Source organism: Methanosarcina mazei S-6, assembly GCF_000970205.1.
Taxonomy (GTDB): domain Archaea; phylum Halobacteriota; class Methanosarcinia; order Methanosarcinales; family Methanosarcinaceae; genus Methanosarcina; species Methanosarcina mazei.
Window position 1 is genome coordinate 2,732,111 of sequence record NZ_CP009512.1, and the last position, 17,926, is coordinate 2,750,036.

At 41.8% G+C, this 17,926-nt stretch carries 17 protein-coding genes and 1 tRNA gene; 6 read left to right on the plus strand and 12 right to left on the minus strand.

Translation table 11 applies throughout. The features are described from left to right. Window positions 1-696, plus strand: a complete 696-nt coding sequence (locus tag MSMAS_RS11655) for a DUF2110 family protein (RefSeq protein ID WP_011034443.1) — start codon at window positions 1-3, stop codon at window positions 694-696. A 167-nt stretch (window positions 697-863) separates the two neighbouring features. On the opposite strand, the gene MSMAS_RS11660 is transcribed toward MSMAS_RS11655, so the two are convergent. Beyond that, complete coding sequence (locus MSMAS_RS11660) at window positions 864-1,604, minus strand: V4R domain-containing protein (protein ID WP_011034442.1); 741 nt, start codon at window positions 1,602-1,604, stop codon at window positions 864-866. 441 nt (window positions 1,605-2,045) lie between these two features. Here MSMAS_RS11660 and MSMAS_RS11665 point away from each other — a divergent pair, with 441 nt between their 5' ends. Then, window positions 2,046-2,804, plus strand: a complete 759-nt coding sequence (locus tag MSMAS_RS11665) for a PspA/IM30 family protein (RefSeq protein ID WP_011034441.1) — start codon at window positions 2,046-2,048, stop codon at window positions 2,802-2,804. A gap of 2 nt (window positions 2,805-2,806) precedes the next feature. Beyond that, window positions 2,807-3,085 carry a PspA-associated protein PspAA gene (pspAA, locus tag MSMAS_RS11670; protein ID WP_011034440.1) on the plus strand — a complete coding sequence of 93 codons (279 nt, stop codon included), beginning with the start codon at window positions 2,807-2,809 and terminating at the stop codon, window positions 3,083-3,085. A gap of 296 nt (window positions 3,086-3,381) precedes the next feature. Here the strand turns inward: pspAA and MSMAS_RS11675 are convergent, their stop codons facing one another. Further along, window positions 3,382-3,831: a universal stress protein gene (locus MSMAS_RS11675; RefSeq protein WP_011034439.1), complete on the minus strand. Its 450-nt coding sequence runs from the start codon at window positions 3,829-3,831 to the stop codon at window positions 3,382-3,384. 858 nt (window positions 3,832-4,689) lie between these two features. Here MSMAS_RS11675 and MSMAS_RS11680 point away from each other — a divergent pair. Continuing rightward, window positions 4,690-5,079, plus strand: a complete 390-nt coding sequence (locus MSMAS_RS11680) for a hypothetical protein (RefSeq protein WP_015412600.1) — start codon at window positions 4,690-4,692, stop codon at window positions 5,077-5,079. A gap of 159 nt (window positions 5,080-5,238) precedes the next feature. Here the strand turns inward: MSMAS_RS11680 and MSMAS_RS18925 are convergent, their stop codons facing one another. From MSMAS_RS18925 to MSMAS_RS11690, 3 genes are all read right to left on the minus strand, one after another. After that, window positions 5,239-5,394, minus strand: a complete 156-nt coding sequence (locus MSMAS_RS18925; protein WP_015412599.1) for a hypothetical protein — start codon at window positions 5,392-5,394, stop codon at window positions 5,239-5,241. 260 nt (window positions 5,395-5,654) lie between these two features. Next, window positions 5,655-6,419 carry a GTPase gene (locus MSMAS_RS11685; RefSeq protein ID WP_011034436.1) on the minus strand — a complete coding sequence of 255 codons (765 nt, stop codon included), beginning with the start codon at window positions 6,417-6,419 and terminating at the stop codon, window positions 5,655-5,657. Between the two features lie 178 nt (window positions 6,420-6,597). Continuing rightward, window positions 6,598-8,898, minus strand: a complete 2,301-nt coding sequence (locus tag MSMAS_RS11690; RefSeq protein WP_080503069.1) for a PAS domain S-box protein — start codon at window positions 8,896-8,898, stop codon at window positions 6,598-6,600. 435 nt (window positions 8,899-9,333) lie between these two features. On the opposite strand from MSMAS_RS11690, the gene MSMAS_RS18930 reads away from it, so the two are divergent. Together MSMAS_RS18930 and thiI are read left to right on the plus strand one after the other, a co-directional pair. Next, window positions 9,334-9,495: a hypothetical protein gene (locus tag MSMAS_RS18930; RefSeq protein ID WP_015412596.1), complete on the plus strand. Its 162-nt coding sequence runs from the start codon at window positions 9,334-9,336 to the stop codon at window positions 9,493-9,495. Between the two features lie 81 nt (window positions 9,496-9,576). Then, window positions 9,577-10,794, plus strand: coding sequence for a tRNA uracil 4-sulfurtransferase ThiI (gene thiI / locus MSMAS_RS11695; protein WP_011034434.1), 1,218 nt, complete (start codon window positions 9,577-9,579; stop codon window positions 10,792-10,794). Window positions 10,795-10,956: 162 nt separating this feature from the next. On the opposite strand, the gene MSMAS_RS11700 is transcribed toward thiI, so the two are convergent. From MSMAS_RS11700 to MSMAS_RS11730, 7 genes are all read right to left on the minus strand, one after another. Beyond that, a complete protein-coding gene (locus MSMAS_RS11700) occupies window positions 10,957-11,370 on the minus strand; it encodes a response regulator (RefSeq protein ID WP_011034433.1) in 414 nt (137 codons plus the stop codon). Beyond that, the gene (locus tag MSMAS_RS11705) at window positions 11,370-14,522 is read right to left on the minus strand and encodes a PAS domain-containing protein (protein ID WP_011034432.1); all 3,153 of its coding nucleotides are present in this window, start codon (window positions 14,520-14,522) and stop codon (window positions 11,370-11,372) included. The genes MSMAS_RS11700 and MSMAS_RS11705 overlap by 1 nt, the downstream gene beginning before the upstream one ends. Before the next feature lie 717 nt (window positions 14,523-15,239). Continuing rightward, a tRNA-Ala gene (locus MSMAS_RS11710) sits at window positions 15,240-15,311 on the minus strand. A 64-nt stretch (window positions 15,312-15,375) separates the two neighbouring features. After that, window positions 15,376-15,645, minus strand: coding sequence for an elongation factor 1-beta (locus MSMAS_RS11715; protein ID WP_011034431.1), 270 nt, complete (start codon window positions 15,643-15,645; stop codon window positions 15,376-15,378). 93 nt (window positions 15,646-15,738) lie between these two features. Further along, a complete protein-coding gene (locus MSMAS_RS11720) occupies window positions 15,739-15,909 on the minus strand; it encodes a zinc finger domain-containing protein (protein WP_011034430.1) in 171 nt (56 codons plus the stop codon). A gap of 189 nt (window positions 15,910-16,098) precedes the next feature. Continuing rightward, window positions 16,099-16,776, minus strand: coding sequence for an amino acid kinase family protein (locus MSMAS_RS11725; RefSeq protein WP_048041571.1), 678 nt, complete (start codon window positions 16,774-16,776; stop codon window positions 16,099-16,101). A gap of 139 nt (window positions 16,777-16,915) precedes the next feature. After that, the gene (locus tag MSMAS_RS11730; RefSeq protein ID WP_048038798.1) at window positions 16,916-17,899 is read right to left on the minus strand and encodes a hydantoinase/oxoprolinase family protein; all 984 of its coding nucleotides are present in this window, start codon (window positions 17,897-17,899) and stop codon (window positions 16,916-16,918) included. Window positions 17,900-17,926 lie beyond the last annotated feature (27 nt).

Below are 17,926 nucleotides of genomic sequence, written 5' to 3' on the forward strand. Positions count from 1 at the left end.
ATGAAAAAAGTTGTAACCCTCCAGCATATTTATGGAAAAAACCGGGAAACGATGGCTGAACTCCTGAAAACCCTGGTTGAGAATGAATTGAAAGACCTCGAAGTAAAGGTTGATGTATCCATTACCCCGGAAAACTGGGCAGAATTCTCCCTTGAAGGGGAAGACGAAGAGGTATCAGCAAACCTCCTGGAGTCCAGATACGGAAGCCCTGCAAAAAAAGCCGAACCCGGAAAGATATATATGGGTTTTCTTCAGGCTTTTCCTGAAGATTCTTTTATTGTCAATATCGGAGTCCCTGTGCAGGTTGAAGCTGAAGAACTCAAAGCACTGGGAACCGGGAAGCCAAAACAGCTTGCTTCAAGGTTTGGCCTGATCCCTCACCTGCCTGTTGAAATAGAGGTGCTGGAGGCAAATAAAAAGATAAAAGCCCGCTTCACTAAAAAACAGCTTGACCTCTGGTGGGGCTGGAAAAAAGCAAGCACGGACAGAGTTGTCATTAATGCTGCTACCAGATCGGAAATAAAAAGCGCTATAAAAAAGACAGGCCACGGCAGGGATATCTACGAAATAGAACGCCTTGGTCTTCTTGAGCATGCAGTCGTATGCCGGGAAACAACAGACGGACCAGGAATTGTGGCAGCAATAGGCCCTCGCCTGAAGTCAGAGATGGGAGTTGTAATAGGGGATTCCCGTTAACTCTCATTAATGTATGCCTGTGAGCCTGCCTGAAAAATAGGCTCTGGGCATAAAAAGTAAATTTTTAAGAGGAATTCCCTGAAACGTTTTACGCCAGAAGGATCATTTTTAAAGAAGAAGTTCCTGATAAAAATGATTATGTAAAACTGCATATCTAAAAAAATAATTCAGATTGTGATTTCAAAAAGACAGTGTTCGTGTCCGGTTCCGTAACACTCGATTTCCAGAACACCGCACTCTTTTCCCAGCTTTTCTTTGAGGATCCCTTCAATTATTCCTTCTTTGAGGGAACAGAAAGGTTTTCCTGTTACGGGCAAGGACATAGCCTTGAAGCCGCCGTCTACCCTGAGGGCGGGAGAGTTTTCCATAAGCACGGAAACCTGGCAGTCCTCATGAAATTCCAGAAAACCTGCAACTTCATTTAATAGGGCTTCAAGCGTGCTGGATTCAAAGTTAAGAGAAAGATGCTTCCCGATGTCTATTCCAATCATCTTGACAACAGGGGAGTTATCAATCCCGTAAGCCTCAAAACCAAAACGAAACACATGAAACATGGTTTCCATAAAGCGGAACCTGTCGTTTCCGTTTGCAGCAGCCAGGTCCAGCAGACACCTGTAATTGCCTGTGGACGGCTCCTGAGAGCAGCCCATGTAGCAGGAAGTCAGGGAATAGATTTTTTTGCGCCGGTCTTCAGGGTCAAAATTCTCGTCAACAAGGTTGCATGACCTGAGGTCATTCAGGTGAACAGAGATTGTTGACTTGGCCTTTGCCGTATATCTTACGATTTCATCAAAAGTTTTTGGCTCTTCCCTGAGAAGATTCAGGATCTGGAGTTTAACGGGGCTGTCTATGGCTACAAGCCCTTTTTCGGTATAAAAGAATTCAGTCTTGGTCTCAGGTTTTGCCATAATATCTTTAGATAAGTTGTGTTTTGAATATATAAAACGTTCGCGTGGCTACGAATAATCAGGCATAATATATAATAATATATAGATAAAAAGATTTGAAAAAAAAGCTGCCGATTCAGGATGTTGAGAGAAAAGAAACAGGAAGGAAAAGTGTGAAAAAGTAAATGATAGAGTAAAATAAAATAGCGTACAGATAAGCTAAAAAGTACAGATAAACTAAAGGTACAGATAAACTAAAGGTACAGATAAACTAAAGGTACAGATAAACCAAAGGCACAGATAAACTAAAAATATAACTCCGCCCAAAAGGCATAAGGAAGAAAGGGATACTGCAAGAAAAAGTGCAGAAAGGTTTTTTCAGGAAATCTTGCTCCAGATAAGTAAGAATATAAAAACCTTCCCGCGTTATAATAATTTTAAAAAAATCAAAGGGGAAAACACATGGGATTGCTATCAAGGATGGAAACGGTATTCAAATCCAAAATGAATAAAGTTCTTAACAGAATGGAAGACCCAAGGGAAACGCTTGATTATTCTTATGAAAAGCAGCTGGAACTGCTTCAAAACGTGAAAAAGGGTGTCGCGGAGGTAACAACTTCTAAAAAGCGCCTCCAGCTCCAGAAAGCAAAACTGCTCCAGAGCAATGAGAAGCTTGAAAAGCAGGCAAGGGACGCAGTTGCAGTTGACCGTGAAGACCTCGCAAGGCTCGCCCTTGAGAGAAAAGCTGCCATCCAGCAGCAGGTCGATGGGATTGACATGGAGATTGCAGAGCTTGAAAAACAGGAAGAAAAGCTCATAGCCGCAGAAAAACGCCTTTCTACAAAGGTAGAGATCTTCAGGACAAAGAAGGAGTCCATAAAAGCCCAGTACTCCGCAGCCGAAGCCCAGGTAAAGATTAACGAGTCCGTTACCGGAATCAGTGAAGAGATGGCAGATGTAGGTCTTGCCCTTGAGAGGGCTGAGAATAAAACTGAAGAAATGAAAGCCAGAGCCGAAGCCATTGATGAATTGATGGAAGCCGGCACTCTCGAGGACCTCACAGGCGGCAGGGACGATATAGAACGCGAGCTTGCAAAAATAAGCACCCGGACAAGTGTTGAATCCGAACTTGCGAAACTCAAAGCCGAAGCAGGGAAGGAATCTGGAAAAACAAAAACCACTGAAGAAGGTAAAGGCCCGGAAGAAGGAAAGGAGGTCTGAAAATGATTATCAGGATCGTAGGGGAAGGACAGTACAGGGCACCTGAAGCCCTGTGTGACGAATTAAACCAGATAGATAACAGGATAGTTACTCTTGTTACGGAAGGAAAAAAAGAAGAATTCCGGGCTGAACTTGCAAAACTGATTTCCGAAATAAAGGTAAAAGGAGAAGCAATTGGAGCCGAAGAGATCCTGGAGTCTGATATAATCGTGCCTCCGGAAGATCTGAGCCTTGAAGAAGCAAAAGATATTTTCAAGGGATCAGGAATATTCGAGGACTAAAAACCCGGTACAAAGGCTTTAAAATTATGTAAAAAGGAGATAAGGAGTCTTCATACGTGAGGAATCTTCATACGTGAGGAATCTTCATACGTGAGGAATAGCTGTGCAGGGTTTTAGAAACAAATCCTGTAACAGGGATTTTTTGATATGAGCATCTCTTTAACCTCAGGTGCTCTGCCTCTGACCCCTAAAAAAAGTTTTTACAGGGTATTCCTGATATTTACTATTCAGGATATTTTATTGAACATCCGGAGATTGAACCCTCCATAGAATGACCACGAAAACTGCCTTTTTAATCACCGCACGATCATTACAGGAACTTTTGAGTGCCTGAGCACATTTTCTGCGACGCTTCCGATAAGGAACCTTTTAATTCCGGTGAGTCCCTGTGTGCCCATAACTATAAGGTCAATGTCATTTTCCTCGGCATACTCAAGAATTTTTTCAGCCGGGATGCCCTTCAGATACACAGGGTTCACTTTAACTCCGCTTTCCTTCCCCAGGTTCTGCACATAACCTGTTGAAGCCCCTCCTTTGCTGGCAAGATATTCCTCAAAAGCGTCCGTCCAGCCCATTACAGTCCGTGCAGTTCCTGCGTGTTCGGTAGAAACAACGTACAGAGCATCAACTTCGGCTCCTGTTGACTTTGCGACATCTATCCCGTAAGAAGCTGCTCTTTCGGCATTTTCCGACCCATCCGTTGCAATCAGAATTCTTTTGAAGTGATTTCCGGTAATCCTATCCACCCCTTTAATCCTAGATTAAACTATACGGCTATTAATATTAAAATTCATCCAGAAGAAAAATAAGCCTTCAGACAGAAGTACTTATAGACCAGAATAAAAATTCATGGAAAAGACCGCTCCCCTTTGTCGAGCAGGACAGGAAAAGCTCTGAAGCGGATGAAAAGGACAGCTTGCAGTTGTGCTTGCAGACAACCACAGGAAGAATCTATGGTTTTTCTGTCCTGGAGGGAAATTCGGTTACCAGAGCAAAATCTTCAGACTTTTTCATGCTCATTTTTGATTTTATCCCTGTGGGTTGTATCTCTGAATTTAATGATAAATTTCGTGCCCCTTCTCTTTCAAAATAGAGATTCCTATCTATCCAGCCCACAAGAGCATTCACAAGCTGCAGACTTAGGGAGTCTGCGTTTCTGAAATTAAAATTATTGGAAAGTCCTTTTCCATTATCCGAAAAGATGAGCGTGAAATTTTCATGATTTTGAGAACCTTTAAGTCCGTTTTCCAGATTGGTAATTACATGCTATCATATTCAAATATTAACCGATCAGTATAAAATAGATTTTAGATTGAATATTAATTAATAATTTACAGATAATTTTGTGTAAAGATTCATTTTCGGAAAACAGGACAGAATAAACAGGACAGAATAAACAGGACAGAATAAACAGGACAGAATATTTCTCTGATGAGAAAAATAGATATTCAGAGCTCTTTTTTTGGAAGAAGCCCAATCTGGACTGTATAATCGAATAATTTTTATGTTCTGCGTTTTATCTTTAATTGGAAATGAAACCTGCAAAAGATAATATTTAAATTAACAGAAATTCCAGGTGAAATCAGAAACCCAGGAGATAAAATTTGTCAAAAAAACAGGTATTGCTTATATTATTTTTCGCATCCGTTTTCATAATATCGGGCTGCCTTGATGAAGACGGAAGAAAAATATCACTCTCCGGCAATGATACCGAGTTAAATATCAGCCTCTCGGAAAAAACCGAAGGCAGCTGGTGCCCTGCAGGCTCCCAGGTCCAGGTAAAAAACCCTTCTACAGGAAAGTTGCTGAACATGACGGTTGCAGGCACTGAAGAGTTTGAAAACAAAACCCTCTGCAGAGCCTTGATAGAGACCGGAAGCGAAGAAAATACTACCAGATTCGAGTACATGTGGTCAGAAGACAAAAATATTACAGTATGGACAAAGTACGATCAGGACGGAAAGATATCGATGAGGTACGTACACAGAAAGTAAATGCGTCTGTCCTGCGTTTCAGCAGCGAGGATTGAGAAACAATACTCTGGGACCGGTTCAGGAAAAACCACGTTTTTCTGAAAAAACAGGAAAGAATGCAAATCCCCACTCTAAAACAGGGCGCCTGATGTAATTTCAGTTCCGGTTAAGTTTACAGGCTTAATCCAGCTTTTCTCCCTCGACATAACACCCAAAATAGGTGTTTTGCTCCACCTTTTTGAGAATGTTGTTTATGCTTTCCAGTGTAGCCTCCATTCTTTCCATCCTCTTTTCGATCTCCTGAATCCTGGCAAGAATTTCCTGGTCTGTGCTCATAATATCACCTCTTTATAGTATACGATAACTGACAAAAAGGAAATTTCCAATGTATATTACAGTATGCCTGCAATATTCATATACCCAGCGAGAAACTGCACTTCTGGATACTTAAAATAAAATCGGGATTTATTACCGCCATATTAATCTTTGCTTACTGCGGGAACAGATATGAACTCACATATATTCATTCAGGATGAATTAAGGACGAAAAAGGAGTCGAATACCTCTCTTGAAATAAGGAAGAGAAGCATCTATATTTATACAAGAAGCAGTCCGTTTTGCCAGTCACCAATAATTTTTGTAGCTGTCCTCATTTCATCGATTTCGCCCTTTTTCTGCAGGAAATTGCACTTTCTGCCTATCTGCTCCAGAACGGAGTAAGAATCCGGGCTCTCAAGAGTTACATTATAAAAAGATTCAAGGGCAGTCCTGTTTTCTGCAAGCATTTTATCTATTATCATAAGGGCAACCCCGACAGGGTCTTTGAGGTGGGTAGAGTCCTTTATTCCCAGCAGCCCCTGAACATATTCGTCATTTTCATCGAAAGGGATGACTCCAGGAGTGTCCATAAACATAATATGCGAACCTGCGTCCACATGCTGCACTCCTTTTGTGTGGCCTGATACAGGAGAAGTGCTAGCCCTGTGCCTGCCTGTAACCCCATTGATAACTGAGGATTTTCCCACATTGGGATAACCCAGTGTGCCTACAAGGATATCACGCCCTTTTATGCAGGCGGATGCAAGGATCTGGTGTCTTAACATGGTTGTCCCTGACCTGTCCTTACTGGAAATGAAAACAGTGGGAGCAATTCTGGAAAGGCGGGACTTGGTTTTATCGAGTTTCTCTTTTGATACAAGGTCACATTTATTGATGACTATAATAAACGGCTTCTTTAAGCGAATAATCTCTTTTTCAACCTCACTGTTTCGGGTCTCGTCAGGAAAACGGGCATCTACGACCTCAAGAAGCACATCGGCTTTATTTATAACGTCCTTTACCAGAGCTTTGTAGCTTGTCATCGGCAGTGCTATGACAGACTAAAGATATAAGGATATCTTTAAAACAGGAATTATCGAAAACTGTGTTTACAGGCTGTTATCCTGTAAAAAGAATAAATGTAAAAAGTCAATAAAACAGCAACTGATAAAGGCGAAAATAAAATGGTTTTCCTGCCTGAGGATTTTTCCGCTACATAGCTCAGCTTTCAACTATCTGTTGATCCAGTTTCTGTATAGTGGTCCTGACTGTTTTCTGTCGGTTTACCGGAAGTTCAACCTTAAAAGAGGAACCTTTCCCTGTTTTGCTCTCCACGGATATATTGCCTCCGTGCATTTCGACATACTTTTTTGCCAGGGTAAGCCCAAGCCCTGTGCCCTCGAAAGTACGGCTCAGGGAAGACTCAAGCTGGATAAAAGGCTTGAAGATTTTATCAAGGCTGTCTTCAGGAATCCCTATTCCTGTATCTTTGACCTTGATAGTTACGATGCCACCTTCCTGCTTTGAGGATATATCAATTAAACCATCTTCAGGAGTAAACTTTACAGCATTGTTCAGTAAACTCTCCATAATCTGCCTGAACTTATTTTCATCAGCAAATATACATAATGGATCGCTGTCCGAATTGTAGTTTAATTTAATATTTTTCTTGAGGATCTGCGGAAGGGCTGTCGAAATAGACTTATTTATAGATTCGTTGACAGAAAACTCTTGCAGAGTTAATTCGTCCCCCTCTGATTCTACTTTTGACAGCTCCAGTATGCCATTGATGATATTGAGAAGATTTTTTCCGTTTGAAGAAATGAAACCGGCATACCGGGATTGTTTTTCGTTCAGGGGACCTGCAATTCCTTCGATCAACAGGTCTGAAAACCCGATAATTGAGTTCAAAGGAGTCTTCAGTTCATGGCTCATATTGGTTAAAAATTCGCTTTTAGTACGGTTAGCCGCTTCTGCAGCTGTTTTCGCATTTATAAGAGCTTCCTCTGCTTTTTTCCTGGCGGTTATATCCCTTATAACCACAATATTTGCTGGCTGACCTCTGTAAATTATTTTTGTACCTAGACCTTCGATCCATAGAGGCTCTCCATTGCAGGAGGTGGACTTGTAAACGCTGAGATAGCCACCCCTTCCATTGAGAACATTAATCTGATCTTCAACTGCAACAGGCACTGATTCCGGAGCGAGGTATTTCATAATGTCTATACCTGCCACTTTTTCAAGCTCCATGCCTAACATTTTTCCAATAGCCGCATTTGCAGCCAGTACCCTGCCTTCAAAATCCAGTATCAGAATGCCGTCGAGAGTGTTGTTGACAAGAGTACGGAAGTTCTCTTCACTTTCTTTCAGTGCTTTTTCGGCTTTCTTACGTTCTGTAATGTCCCGAACATACACTATCAGCCCCTCTTCATTCCCAAGTTTGACTCTTCTTGCTGCAACTTCAGCCGGAAAAGAAGTACCATCCTTCTTTTGATTAATCCTCTCGACTGTTTTTTCCCCTGCAGCTTTATTGCAGGATGTGATATCATGAGCAATTATGTTAAGGTCCCCGGGAAAGAGGTCGATTACCTGCAATTTTAAGATCTCTTCTTTATCATACCCGAAAATCCTGCAGGCTGCCCCGTTACAGTCAACAATTTTCCCGCTGTCTGTCCCTATGATGATACCGTCAACTGATAATTCCACAACCTGTTTGAATTTTTCTTCGGATTCGATCAGCTCTCTTTCTGCTTTCTTGCTGGCAGTAATATCATAGACATTTATAAAAAAAAGTTCTTTATCTCTGATGTTAACGGTATTGATATAGACCTCTACATGTCTTATTTCCCCACTGGCAAGTTTATGGCAGGAATAGAAATGACCTCTTTTTTCCAAAAAAACCTGCCGGGTAATTTCCTTATTTTTTTCTTCAGAGAATACGTTAATATCGGAGATTTTTTTTGCAGTCATTTCTTCATAAGTATATCCATAATAAGCGCATGCAGGATCGTTGGCATCGACAATACGGTAACTCTCAGGGTCTACCAGAAGGGTGACAGCCGGGCTATTATTAAAAAACTGCCTGTACCTGCTTTCGCTTTCCTGCAGAGCTTCATAATTCTTTTTTATTCTGATTAAAGACTTTATCCTTGTTTTAAGCTCAAATCTATCTATAGGCTTCTGAATAAAGTCATCAGCTCCGCACCGGGTTGCTTTCAACTTATTCGGTTTTTCAAAAAATCCGGAAATAACAATTATGGGTATAAATTTGTAATCAGGATCGTTTTTAAGTATCCTGCATATCTCATAACCATCACACTCAGGCAGCATCAAATCTAACAGAATCAAATCCGGAAGTTCAGCTTTCACGAGTTCGATTGCCTCTTTCCCGGAATATGCAGGGATTGGAAGATATTCATCTTCAAGCTGCAAACATAGTAATTCTACCTGATCCCTCTCGTCATCAACAATGAGAACTTTTGATTTTTCGAAAACGTGCAATTCTACCATCTTGAGTGCCATTTTTCATAATTTTTGAAGCTGCACTTCAAATCATCCAGATAATTATCTATATGATCCCCAACTTATTTAATATATTTGTTCAATTTGGAGAAAAAATTATATAATGTTATTCATATTTTTCAGGAAAAGTCCTACATTTATCATTTAACTGCTTGCAGCATAATCCAGTACATAAGACATTAAATAGAGAATTATTTATTTTGATTCAACCCGATTCCAGAAGTTTTAACAGCAGAAATTGAACTCATAACAATATAAGAATAATAAATATGTTTGGCTAAAAATATTACTTCAATTAGAGCGATGCTGTAAGAAACAGCCTTCCTTCGCATTTTCAGGCAATTTTTCAGATCAGCCTCCTGATATGGAAGCAGCCTGATTGTTTCTCCGACACTGCGGTTTCCCCGTTTCTCAGCATCTTTTTAGGCGGTAAGAATGCTTGCCAGAATCCCTGACAGGCGTTTCTGCTGGCATCTAGCGTCCATGAACTTCTTTCGAGAGCTTGACATAGAGGACTGCCCGGAAATGCTCAAGAAAAAATTTCTTTTTCTGAAAGGTTTAAAGCCTTCTGCAGTCAACCAGTATATCTACTATTAGAGTATATGACAGACAATTCTGAAAGGCTGAAAGAGAATTTTAATCCGCTATCGATAAAGAATAAAGAGAGACATAAAGAACATGCAGGGTGCTTTCACAGATAATACGAATAACACGGGGTCAGAAAAAGAAACGAACGTTGTCATAGTCCGTTACGGGGAGCTTGCTCTCAAAAGTCCTGGAGTCCGTAACTGGTATGAAAAAATACTTATGAAAAACATCGCCGCAATGCTGGACTCAAAAAACATTCCATACTCCCTCATGCGGAGAGAATGGGGCAGGATATTTATAGAGACCACTGACCCGCGCGCAGCTGGAGCGGCTGCGGATGTTTTTGGGGTAGTCTCAACATCCTCTGCACTGATAACCAAACCTGAGCTTGACAGCGCAGCCGAAACATGCGCTTTTCTCGGAAAGAAAATCATCCAGGAAGGGGAATCTTTTGCAATCCGGGCCAGAAGAAGTGGAAATCATTCATTCTCATCAGCAGATATAGGTAGAGCCTGCGGAGATGCCGTCTGGAACATGCTTGAAAGTGAAGGAAAGCATCCGAAAGTTAACCTCGGTTCCCCTGACAGGGAAATTTTTGTAGAAATGAGGCAGAACCTGGCTTATGTTTATCTGGAAACAGTTAAAGGAGTGGGAGGGCTCCCTCTTGGCACCCAGGGCAAAATGGTGGTGCTTATGTCAGGAGGCCTCGATTCTCCTGTTGCTGCCTGGCTGATGATGAAGCGGGGAGTGATGATAATCCCTGTTTACTGCAATACCTCTCCTTATGCGGAAAACGCTGCAAAGGAGCGGGCTTATGACTGCATCCGTCAGCTCCAGACCTGGGCTTCAGGACACCAGTTCACCACCTACGAAATTCCTCATGGCCCCAATCTCAGGTCTTTTATAGAAATGTGCGATCGAAAAAACACCTGCCTCCTCTGCAAACGTATGATGTACAGGGAAGCCTATGAAATCATGAAAAAAGAAGGTGCGAGTGGAATTATCACAGGCTCTTCCCTTGGGCAGGTAGCCTCCCAGACTGCTGCGAATATGCATGCAGAGATCTACCAGCTTGCCATCCCTATATATCACCCCTTAATTGCCTTTGACAAGAGTGAGATTATAGACATTGCTCGCAAAATCGGGACCTACGATATATCTACCAGGTCTGCAGGAAGCTGCACCGCAGTCCCTGAACGCCCCGAAGTAAAGGCAAACTATGACCTTATAGTTCTTGAAGAGAAAAGGCTTGATATAGAAAATATGGTCAGCGAAGCATTGAAAGCTGCAAAGGTCCTCAAGCTCTGATGGACTTCCTGACTTTAAGAGAATCTCAGCGTAAAGTAAATCCCGGATTCTCTTACATTTTAATTAGCAGGAAACGGAGAAAACAGCATTTTAAAAAAGAAATTGGATGTTAAGAAGAAATACCCGCTTTATCAAACAGGTATTTTAAATTCATTAAAGGACTTATTCCTCATTAGCTGAAGTTTCAGTCTCTTTTTTTTCGGCCCTATGTTTATGGAGAGCCATTTCAATGTTGCTATGCAGGTCTTCTTCTTTGAAAGGCTTGGAAATATACCCTGCAGGTTCTGTCATTTTAGCCCTTTCAAGGGTTTCATCATCCGTATAGGCGGTCAGGTAGAGTACAGGAATCTTAAGGCGGGTTTTTATCTCGCGGGCAGCTTCAATACCATCCATGTCCCCTTTTAACATAATATCCATTAAAACAAGATCTGCATTCGTCAGCTCCGCTTTTCTTATTGCTTCCTCTCCTGTGGATGCAGTACCGGGTACAGTGTAACCCAAATTTTTAAGTTTGTTTCTGATATTTAGAGCGACGATGTTCTGGTCCTCAACAACCAGAATTTTTGCTTTTTTCATCATATCTCCCCTTTAGTGCTGGATAAATTTTCAGATGAATGGTAGGGATCCTTAAACCAGATTTTGAACTTGGTTCCTGAATCATTCTCAAGTTCAATTCTACCCTCCAGCTGCTCGACAAGTATATTTACGAGCTGCAGACCCAGAGAGTTAGTGCTCCTGAAATCAATGTTTTCCGGAAAACCCAACCCATTGTCAGAAACTACCAGGGTATACTGGAAATTTCTCTCAATTGAACTCTTAGCACCAATATTATTAGTGATATTACTTATACTTTTATTCCCTTCATTCTCTTCTGTCCTGCTGAGCTTGATGCTAATTTTTCCTTGCATGCCTGGCAAAAAAGCATGCTTCAGAGAATTGGATATAAGTTCATTAATAATTATTCCCAGGGGAACTGCGGTATCCATTCCCAGGAAAATCTCTTCGATGTCGAGCTGCATGTCAACATCCCCTTTCCTTACAACGTATGTCTGGAACAGTTCCTCAGTCAGTTTCTGCAGGTAAGCCGAGAAATCAAGGGCTTCGTTATTTTTCGACCTGTACAGTTCCTCATGAATTATTGCCATTGTGGAAACACGGTTCTGGCTCTCACGAAAAGCCTCCAGGACATTTATATCTTTAAATTTCTCTGCCTGAAGTTCAAGAAGGCTTGAGATTACCTGAAGATTATTCTTTATCCTGTGATGTATTTCCTTTTTACGGAACTCTTCGATTTTTGCCAGGGATTCTTCAGCTTCTTTTTGCCTGCTTATATCATAAGCTGCACCCTGCAGGATTCTTTTTTTGCCCATAGAGTCGAAGACATTCTGAAAAATCTCATGGACCCACTTTATTTCTCCACCTTTATGCATTATCCTGTAGTCGTGTTCTATGAATAGGAACGGGTCTTTTACAAGCCCCTCCCTATTTTCAAAAAGTTTTACCCGGTCATCAGGATGGACAATCCGATACCAATCGATTTTTCCTAAACTCAGGTCTTCCATTCTGTACCCCGTAATTTCCTCTACATTGCCGTCTACAAGAATAGGGGTGAAGTCTATGTCCATCTGGAAAGCGATTCCCCTGAAGTTCTTCATAAATAACCTGTAGCGCTCCTCACTCTCCTTCAGCTTCTCCGAAGCCATTTTTATTTCTGTAATGTCTTTCATGACGCCAAAGGCTTTCCGGATGTTTCCGTCTTCATTTCTCAGGTAAATTCCACTGTCTTCAAGATGGATATAACTCCCATCCTTTTTCCTGAACCTGTATTCAGTGCGGAACTTATTTTCATTTTCCTGAAACTTCTTCAACTCAGCAAGAGTCCTGTCCCTGTCTTCGGGATGAATATGATTTGCCCATGCAGCATTATCAAATTTTATGAATTCTTCTACTGTGTATCCCGTAACGTCCTGAATAGCTCCTACCCACTTGATATACCGGTCTCCATGGTCATGTTCAAAGACTATCTGACCTGTCTGTTCTGCAGCTATTCTGAATCTCTCTTCACTTTCCTGAAGTTTCTGCCGGGCAAGCCTCTTCTCAGTAATATCTTTCATTACCCCAAGAACCCTGTATATCCCTTGATCCCCGGTTTTAAGATAGATACCGCTGTCTTCAACGTAAATATAGGTCCCATCTTTTATTCTGAACCTGTATTCTTCACAGAATTTCCCCCCGTTTTTAATGCACTCAAAATGGGCTCTTACCGCTTTTTCCCTGTCTTCAGGATGGACGTGTTGAGACCATACCTCGGGTGTGAAGCCCTGAAACTCTTCAAAACTGTATCCTGTCAGTTCTTCTATTGCTCCTACCCAGTAATTGCTATTGTTCTGTACATCATAATCGTAAACGAGCTGGCCTGTCTGTTCTGTAATCATGCGGAATCTCTGTTCACTTCGTTCAAGGGATTCCCTGGCAAGTTTACTTTCAGTGATGTCTTTTATTACCCCGACAATCCTGCAGACCCTGTTAAAGTCATCCTGAATGTACACCCCGCTGTCTTCCGCATAAAAATAGCTGCCATCTTTTTTTCTGAACCTGTAATCTTCGAGGAATTTCCCCCCGTTTTTCATACACATTTCATGGACTTCCCACACCCTTTTACGGTCTTCAGGATGAACATGCCCTATCCAGCCCTCCAGGCCCACCTGCATGAACTCTTCCGGACTGTAGCCGGTTATCTGTGAGATTGCCCCTGCCCAGTGAATAATATCTGGTTCTATCTCATAATCGTAAACAAGCTGCCCTGTTTGCTTGGAAGCAAGCCTGTATTTCTCTTCAGTTTTTCTTAAGAATCTTTCAGCTTCTTTCCTCGGAGTAATATCCAGCATTATACCTGCAATTCCGGCAACCTCTCCTGCGCCGTCTCTGTAAGCAGCCTTATGGAACAGAAAATCCCTGGTTCTGCCATCAGCACAGATAACCCTGGTTTCGTAATAATTGCTGCCCCCATTCTGAATAAGTTCCCTATCATGTTTGTAATAGATATCAGCCAGCTCTTTAGGGACCTTTTTCTGAAATTCCGAGAATGAGCCCCCTATAACTGCCTCCTTGGGAAGCCCCATTATTTGTCTGGCAAAACTCTCATTGCAGTTTACATAAACCTCATTAAGGTCTCTCTGGAATACAGGGCTCGGGATGCTGTCAAGAAGAGTCTCAATAAACCGAAGGTTGTTCCTGAAAATGTGCTCGACTCTCTGTCTCTCAATTACTTCCTTCGCGAGCCTTTCATTTACTTCCATACACTCAGCAGACTTCAGCCTGACCAGTTCTTCCAGTCTTTTGTACCTGCTCCCGAGCTCCTCTTCAGCCTGTACCCTGTAACTGATATCAAACCCATAAATATCCAAACAGCCGTCTTCAGGACAGTCTTTGAGCACCAGAGAATACGTAACTTTTCCTGTATTGATTTCAAGGTTTTCGGGATTTTGTTGAAAAATAATTCGTTTCATATCTTTAAGGAGGGTTTGAGGGATTTCTTCTCCTTCTTTTGTGCCCCAGTGTTCAAGAAGAAAATCTGCTGCCCTATTCGCGTAAAGAACCCTTCCTTTCCTGTCTATCCTGAGAACGGGGTTAGAGTTCCCGGAAGAAAAATGCTTCATCGTTATTTCTTGCAGTCCTGCTGAAATTTCCTGTTCAATTTCTTCAGTATCTTCTTTTCTTTCGGGCAAGCTGTTACTTTTAATAAATACCAGTCCCCCATTCACTCTTAGCCTATTCTGCAGGTCGCAGAGAGGGTAATTCTTCGCTCAAAAATAGGGTCAAAAACAATCTGTTTGGACTTTTTCATTTTTTCCGAGATTTATTCCCTTTAATCCCATATATCTGAAGCATTATCGTAAAAAAATATAGGCTGGACTATAATAGGCACCATTGTTTAAAAACTATCTGATGTATTCCCGCTTTTTGTAAAGTTCAGATCCTGAGATTAAGATTAGACTCATCAAATATATAGAGAGTTTAAAAAACTGTATTAAGATTTAGAGATTTAAAAAACTGAATTAAGATTTAGAGAGTTTAAAAATAAACCTGCTTTTCAAAACAGTATGAGAACTATTTAATGTTTTTTCTGTCAGGAAATGGTTAAAAGATAGAATAAGAAAAATAATAACAGAGTGAGTAAAATATAAAAAGTCCTGAAAAATTGGGTGAAATTTTTTAAAGGTATTTATAGATATTTTTAATATAGTGGCCAGGGGGAGCTTCAACTTTCCCTGGCCATCTGAGGGGGTTATTCTAGCGTGGGATGACCACACTAATATTTAAAAAGAGTTATTTGTATTTAATTCTTTGCTATTTTTAGACAGTTATAAAATTGATACAATCATGGGTAAGCACAATGAGAACAAAAATAGGAAAAAACAGACTAATTTTTATAAATTTGTTAGTGGACTCGGCGGGATTTGAACCCGCGGCCTTTACGTTGCGAACGTAACGATCTTCCCCTGATCTACGAGCCCTTTTACGAAAAAGAGAAAGGTGAAAAAAGTTTTCCGGAAATGTTATCCGGCTCTTTTTTCCTTCTCAGATGCGGTAGGCTTCCAGGACCTGGACATTCTCTACGCCGGAAACTTTTGCAAAAGCTTCTTCTGCAGGTTCAGTCCCGCCTTCCTCGTCATTAACAATCAGCGTAACAATCAGAGCCTTTAATCCAAAGGCTATAGGCTCTTCAACTATGTCACCGTGAAGCTGTGCTCCTGCCGGAATTACATTTTTGAGATTTTCCTTCAGCCCTACAAGGTCGGTGTCAACGCTTTCTGGCATGATTTTTAATTTTGCTGCAACATCACCCATTTCAATTCCTCATATAGTGTATATTATCCTGCAAACCAGTTTCAATCTGCGTTTAAAATTTGTGTCTGGATCTTTCTGGCGTTCTGCCCGAAATCACGGAGCTTTGAATCCGCACTTTGGACAGGTATATACATTACCCTGCTGCCTGCAGCTTGTACATCTTCCGATCTCTGCTCCGCACTGCGGGCAGGGAAACTTCACATAGCCTTTTTCCACAAGGCGGATACCGCACGAGGTACAGTACTCAACTTTATCTGATGACATTTTTCTTCTCCTTAATTATTTCTTATAGGAAACTGCAATGAATTAACCGGTGAATCAGGCACCTGACCAGGCTTCAGTAACCTGCTTTTTTTGGCACCCGTATTAACATCAACAAATCTGATGAACTGAATGTAATGATGCTTTTTGGACGCGGTTTGCTTCTCTCCCTAGTCATATACGATATACAATTTAAATATTCCCCTTTACCGCCGTACAGGTCACAGGCTTTCCATACACCGCCTGAATTACTCTTTCAGGGAATTTTCCATTTACAATTATGCATTCCATTTTGTTTTTTTGAAGGAAGCCGGGAAGCGCAGAGTCAATGCAGCTTTCGAAGTCTCCTGCAAGATCCGGTGTAAAAATTTCCCGGATCAATTTTCCTTTCCAGAACATCCCGTCAACATCTGTAGCCTTAATAAAAACGGCTCCTGTTTGCCTTGCAACCCAGGCAGCAATCGTGTCCGAGGTTACTTCCCATGAATGTGGAAGAGGGTCTTCTGCCTTGAGGAGCCTGTAAGGAAAAAGAATTGAAACTCCCTGAAGCAGCTCTTTTATTGAATCCGTGCCTTTTACACGGCTTTTGTCCTGCAGATAACAGGCATACTGCTCCATTCCAAGTATAGCCATCCAGTGAGACGCATCTTCTCCGAGCCCGAACATCTCATCAGCTTCTCTTACGGCGTCAGCAAATACCCCTCCTCCCGGCACTATAAGGATGGAAAAGGGCATTTTCCCCGGAACCACCCCACCCGGAGGAGCATCCTTGATACCTGAACCGAATTCTTTTACGAGCCTGTCCACAAGCTCAGGTGCCTCCCGGATCAGGCTCCCTCCTATTTTGATGACAACTTTCACCGGTTTCATTGCGCTTTTATCCATTGAAATCTTTTACTGGCAATTCTGGATCTACTTACTGTTTACTAGCTTCACTTGCTATTCACTCATTTTTTACTTGCTATTGACTCATTATTTACTCACTTTTTACTTGCTATTCACTTACTATTTACTCACTATATTTATCCAGCAAACGAGCGGCAGCATATGCCGGAAATACCTTAGAGATCTCTTCTCCCCAGCGCCCGGCAACCGAAATGCATTCAAACCCAAGTCTCTCTGCGGCTTCAGATATCAAAAATTCCCCAAGGCCTGCTGCTGCAATTTTCTCAAGCCTGTTCCTTTCCGCAACTTCAGAAATAGCTTCAGTAAGGGCAGAAACCTGTTTTTCCTTTACCTGCTCTGCGATCTCGTATACCTCTGTCTCCCCTACTTCTGAAAGATCTGCACATACCAGCCTTGCAATCCTGCGCATGGCTTCGATTTTGCTTCTTCCGACTCCGTCAGCAGTTTCACATGTATATTTATCTTCATTGATCTCCCCGAGAATCAGATAAGCATCTGCTGTCGTTGCAAAGAGCTCGGAAGACGTCCTGCATATGCCTTTTTCAAGCTTTACCTTCTCAAGAAGTGCGGCAAGGTTTGTCCTTAACGTGCCTGCATATACAAGTTCACTCCTGAGAAGTCTTTCAAAGTCGGTGTGCCCTGCCCTGTGCTCCCCCGATATAACAGGAATAATATCACTTGTTGTACTGCCAACATCGACAAAAATACAGTCTCCAATCTCCTCCCCTATCAACCTGGCTGAAGCTGCCCAGTTTGCAGCAGCAAGATCTCTCAGGGGATCGTTTTCTTTCCGGAACCTTCCCTGACTGTTTATGTATGAAACTTTCCCGGAGCCAAAAGCAGAATCAACGTTTTCTTTTATGAAGCGGATGCCCTGTTCTTTGTCTTCAAAGCAATCGGCAAGTTCTCCTGTCATGACAACAGCGACATTTTCAGGTTTCAGCCTTTGCGAGATCTCTTTCAGGACTTCTGGAAGCATGGTGTTTTTCCAGAGCGGCAGGTAATGAAGCTCTACAATAGTCCCGTCCGAGGAAGCAAGTTTTGTGTTTGCCCCTCCAATGTCTATCCCTATGGTTTTTGAATTCATTTCAATTCCTTTCCGTGTTTTTTCAGG

Bases quoted from the DNA above. Each gene is read 5' to 3' on its own strand.
- MSMAS_RS11655 (WP_011034443.1), top strand. From the start codon at position 1: ATGAAAAAAGTTGTAACCCTCCAGCATATTTATGGAAAAAACCGGGAA.
- MSMAS_RS11660 (WP_011034442.1), bottom strand. From the start codon at position 1,604: ATGGCAAAACCTGAGACCAAGACTGAATTCTTTTATACCGAAAAAGGG.
- MSMAS_RS11665 (WP_011034441.1), top strand. From the start codon at position 2,046: ATGGGATTGCTATCAAGGATGGAAACGGTATTCAAATCCAAAATGAAT.
- pspAA (WP_011034440.1), top strand. From the start codon at position 2,807: ATGATTATCAGGATCGTAGGGGAAGGACAGTACAGGGCACCTGAAGCC.
- MSMAS_RS18925 (WP_015412599.1), bottom strand. From the start codon at position 5,394: ATGAGCACAGACCAGGAAATTCTTGCCAGGATTCAGGAGATCGAAAAG.
- MSMAS_RS11685 (WP_011034436.1), bottom strand. From the start codon at position 6,419: ATGACAAGCTACAAAGCTCTGGTAAAGGACGTTATAAATAAAGCCGAT.
- MSMAS_RS11690 (WP_080503069.1), bottom strand. From the start codon at position 8,898: ATGGCACTCAAGATGGTAGAATTGCACGTTTTCGAAAAATCAAAAGTT.
- MSMAS_RS18930 (WP_015412596.1), top strand. From the start codon at position 9,334: ATGCTTGCCAGAATCCCTGACAGGCGTTTCTGCTGGCATCTAGCGTCC.
- thiI (WP_011034434.1), top strand. From the start codon at position 9,577: ATGCAGGGTGCTTTCACAGATAATACGAATAACACGGGGTCAGAAAAA.
- MSMAS_RS11700 (WP_011034433.1), bottom strand. From the start codon at position 11,370: ATGAAAAAAGCAAAAATTCTGGTTGTTGAGGACCAGAACATCGTCGCT.
- MSMAS_RS11715 (WP_011034431.1), bottom strand. From the start codon at position 15,645: ATGGGTGATGTTGCAGCAAAATTAAAAATCATGCCAGAAAGCGTTGAC.
- MSMAS_RS11720 (WP_011034430.1), bottom strand. From the start codon at position 15,909: ATGTCATCAGATAAAGTTGAGTACTGTACCTCGTGCGGTATCCGCCTT.
- MSMAS_RS11725 (WP_048041571.1), bottom strand. From the start codon at position 16,776: ATGAAACCGGTGAAAGTTGTCATCAAAATAGGAGGGAGCCTGATCCGG.
- MSMAS_RS11730 (WP_048038798.1), bottom strand. From the start codon at position 17,899: ATGAATTCAAAAACCATAGGGATAGACATTGGAGGGGCAAACACAAAA.